This is a genomic window from Deltaproteobacteria bacterium HGW-Deltaproteobacteria-6 (genome assembly GCA_002840435.1).
Taxonomy (GTDB): Bacteria; Desulfobacterota; Syntrophia; order Syntrophales; family Smithellaceae; genus UBA8904.
The window spans coordinates 7550-10949 of record PHAT01000017.1 but is presented as its reverse complement, the minus strand read 5'-3'; the positions used below and the strand labels follow the sequence as shown (position 1 = coordinate 10949).

Sequence of the window (3400 nt, the reverse complement as noted above, 5' to 3'; positions counted from 1 at the left end):
CGAAAGGGTGTTCACGGTCGAAAGCCCTTCCAGGTCTTCCGCCGTATAAATCGGCTTCACGGTGATGCCTTCCGGCGTCTCCCAGGTCAAAGACGCAAGCGGCTTTCCCCTGAGTTCCTTCGCTGCGGCTGCCTGCCACTTCTCCATATCCTTGTGTGCGCTCACGGTAAACTCCTTGAAATGTATATATTGCGGGCTCATTGCGGTTTGCTGCGGAGAGCTTCATAACATTCGCAACATACCTCATCACGGTATTTTTCGCAATCTTTAGAACCGGAATGAAGTCGTTGTCCTTTAAAAGCTATCCGATTTCACAATCATCATGGCTGGTTTTAACTCCCCGCGGATTGGCCAGCATCGTTTAAAAAAAATGTTTCAGCGCTTGCAAACACTTTTCTAAAAGATTATAAATGTGCACAACGTATAAAAATAATTATTTGACAATTTTATGATAACAGGAGGGTGGAAATCATGGGCAATGTTTTCAATTTTTCGGGTAAAACAGCAATTGTCACCGGAGCAGGCCGTGGGATTGGCCGGGTAATTGCCTTGGGATTGGCCGAAGCCGGAGCCAATGTTGTTTTGTGCAGTCGGACTAAAACAGAAATTGATGCCGTCGCGGATGAGATCCGCAAAACAGGCGCAAAAGTGATGACCGTTGCGACGGACCTGACGGTACATGAACAGCTGGAAAATCTGGTTAATGTCACTGTCAAAGAATTCGGGCGCATCGACATTCTGGTGAATAATGCCGCCCGCAGTTTTCTGCGCGGTCTTTTGGATCTGCGCGAAGATGGCTGGGACAAATGCTTCAACACCAACGTCAAGGCCGTCTGGCTTTTGAGTCGTCTGGTTGCGCGTCAGATGATTGAGCAGAAAAGCGGTAGAATCATCAACATTACCACCGTGGGTGCGGACAAGGCCGAGGCGGGCATGGCCGCCTACGGATGCAGTAAGGCGGCGCTGAAGCATCTTACCCGCTGTATGGCCAAGGAATGGGCGCAGTTGGGCATCAACGTCAATGCGGTTGCTCCCGGATTCACCCGCACGGATTTCAGCAAACCCATCTGGTCTAATCCGGACCTGGAAAAAATGATCTCCCAGGTCATTCCCAAAGGAAAAATTGCTGAACCGGAAGATGTTGTCGGAGCTGTGCTCTTTCTGGCTTCGGATGCTGCCAGCTATATTACCGGTGACACGATCTATGTGGATGGTGGAACGATGACCTCTTAGCAATAAATATTGGAGGAAAGGCATGAACAGCAAAGATGTGAACAATAAAAGCATTGTCAGTCCGGTCATTGCGGATATTCGTTCCGGTATGAAGCGCGGCAAGGTGGTATCGGTCCATGATGCCATACGCGTTATCCGGGACGGCGATACCGTGGCCATTGACGGTTTTGTCGGTTATTCACCTGAAGAACTGCTGTGCGCGCTGGAAGATCGTTTTCTGAAAACGGGAGAACCGAAAAATCTCACGCTGATTTTTGCCGCCGGGATTGGCGACAGTAAGGAGAAAGGCATCAACCGTCTGGCTCATGAAGGCATGATCAAACGCCTGATTGCCGGACACTGGGGGTTGATTCCTAAAATGCAGAAGCTGGCGCTCGCGGGGAAAATTGAAGCCTACAATTTTCCCCAGGGCGTCATTACACATCTCTTCCGCGATATTGCCGGTCATGCTCCGCGAACCATTACGCATGTGGGGTTGGGGACCTTTGTCGATCCGCGCCTGTCTGCCGGCAAAGTCAATGCGGTTACCAAGGAGGATCTGGTCGAACTGATCCACTTTGACGATAAGGAATACCTGGCCTACAAGACGATGCCGATTCACGTAGCGCTCTTACGCGGCACAACAGCGGACATGGACGGCAACATTACCATGGAAAAAGAGCCGCTGACGCTGGAGATGCTGCCGATTGCCATGGCGGCAAAAAACTCCGGCGGCTTTGTGATCGTCCAGGTGGAAAGAATTGCCGATCGCCACGCACTCAATCCCCGCCAGGTCAAAATTCCCGGCATTCTGGTTGACTGCGTGATTGTGGCCAAACCAGAAAATCACTGGCAGACGTACGGGACGTCCTACAATCCGGCTTTCAGCGGTGAATTTAAAATACCTACGGCAACGGTGGAGCCTCTGCCCATGGATGAACGCAAGATCATTGCGCGCCGCGCCGCTTTTGAGCTTCGACCGAACATGGTGGTTAATCTGGGCATCGGCATGCCGGAAGGCGTGGCCAGTGTTGCCAACGAAGAAGGCATTTTCGATTATCTGACGCTGACGGCCGAAGCGGGATCGATCGGCGGCATCCCCTCCGGCGGTATTAATTTCGGCACGGCCACCAATATGGATTGTCTGCTCGACATGCATCAGCAGTTCGATTTTTACGACGGCGGCGGCCTCGATCTGGCTTGCCTGGGGTTGGCCCAGATGGATTCGCACGGGAATGTCAATGTCAGCAAGTTCGGCCCCAAACTGGCCGGCTGCGGCGGTTTCATCGACATCACCCAAACCGCCAAAAAAATTGTTTTCGGGGGAACCTTTACCGCAGGGGCGTCTGAACTGGCCATTGCCGACGGCAAATTGAAAATCAACAAAGACGGCGGCTCTAAAAAAATCATTAAGGATGTGGAGCAGATCACCTTCAGCGGCAAAACCGCGCAGCAGGGGGATCAGCAAATTTATTACGTCACGGAACGCTGTGTTTTCAAGCTGACTCCGGAAGGCGTCGAGCTTATTGAAATAGCGCCCGGCGTCGATCTGGAAAAAGAGGTTCTGGCGCAAATGGATTTTAAACCCATTATTAAAAATCTCCGCCTGATGGATGAGCGGATTTTTAAACCGGCGCCGATGGGGCTCAAAGATGATCTGCTGAGCATCCCCATTAACGAGCGACTGACCTACGATCCGGCAAACAATATCTTCTACGTCAATTTTGAAGGGTTGGCCGTCAAGAGCAGAAGCGATATTGAGGCGATCCGCTCGCGGGTAGCGGAAATCTGCGCCCCGCTGGGCAAGCGTGTGAAGACCATTGTTAATTATGATAACTTTTCAATTGTGCCGGAGTTGGAAGACGAGTACGTTAAAATGGTCCAGTTTGTTGTGTCCAAATATTACAGCGATGTGACCCGTTATACGACCAGCGCATTTTTACGCATGAAGCTGGGCGATGAACTGAAAAAACGGAATCTCGCGCCGCATATCTTTCAGTCCAAGGACGAAGCCAGGGAGGCGTTGGAAAAGAAACAATAAGGCAATCAGCATGTCCGTCTGCAATTAAAAAAAGAAATGGGGTTTCAGCTAAGCCTGAAACCCCATTTCTTAAAACATTAAAATATCTGTTGATGGTCAATCGGCAACTTGAATATTTTTCAAGTTTTCAAAAGACATCCAACTATT

The 3400-nt window shown here is 50.5% G+C and carries 2 protein-coding genes; both read left to right on the top strand.

What is annotated here, in order from left to right:
• Positions 1–471: 471 nt before the first annotated feature.
• Entirely contained in the window at positions 472–1233 is a 762-nt protein-coding gene (locus CVU71_18320) for a hypothetical protein (protein PKN16904.1), read from the top strand.
• Positions 1234–1255: 22 nt separating this feature from the next.
• On the top strand, positions 1256–3253 hold the full coding sequence (locus CVU71_18315) for an acyl CoA:acetate/3-ketoacid CoA transferase (GenBank protein ID PKN16903.1): 1998 nt from the start codon (positions 1256–1258) through the stop codon (positions 3251–3253).
• Positions 3254–3400 lie beyond the last annotated feature (147 nt).

Excerpts from the sequence above, each read along its gene's own strand:
- CVU71_18320 (PKN16904.1), top strand. The coding sequence starts at position 472 with ATGGGCAATGTTTTCAATTTTTCGGGTAAAACAGCAATTGTCACCGGA.
- CVU71_18315 (PKN16903.1), top strand. The coding sequence starts at position 1,256 with ATGAACAGCAAAGATGTGAACAATAAAAGCATTGTCAGTCCGGTCATT.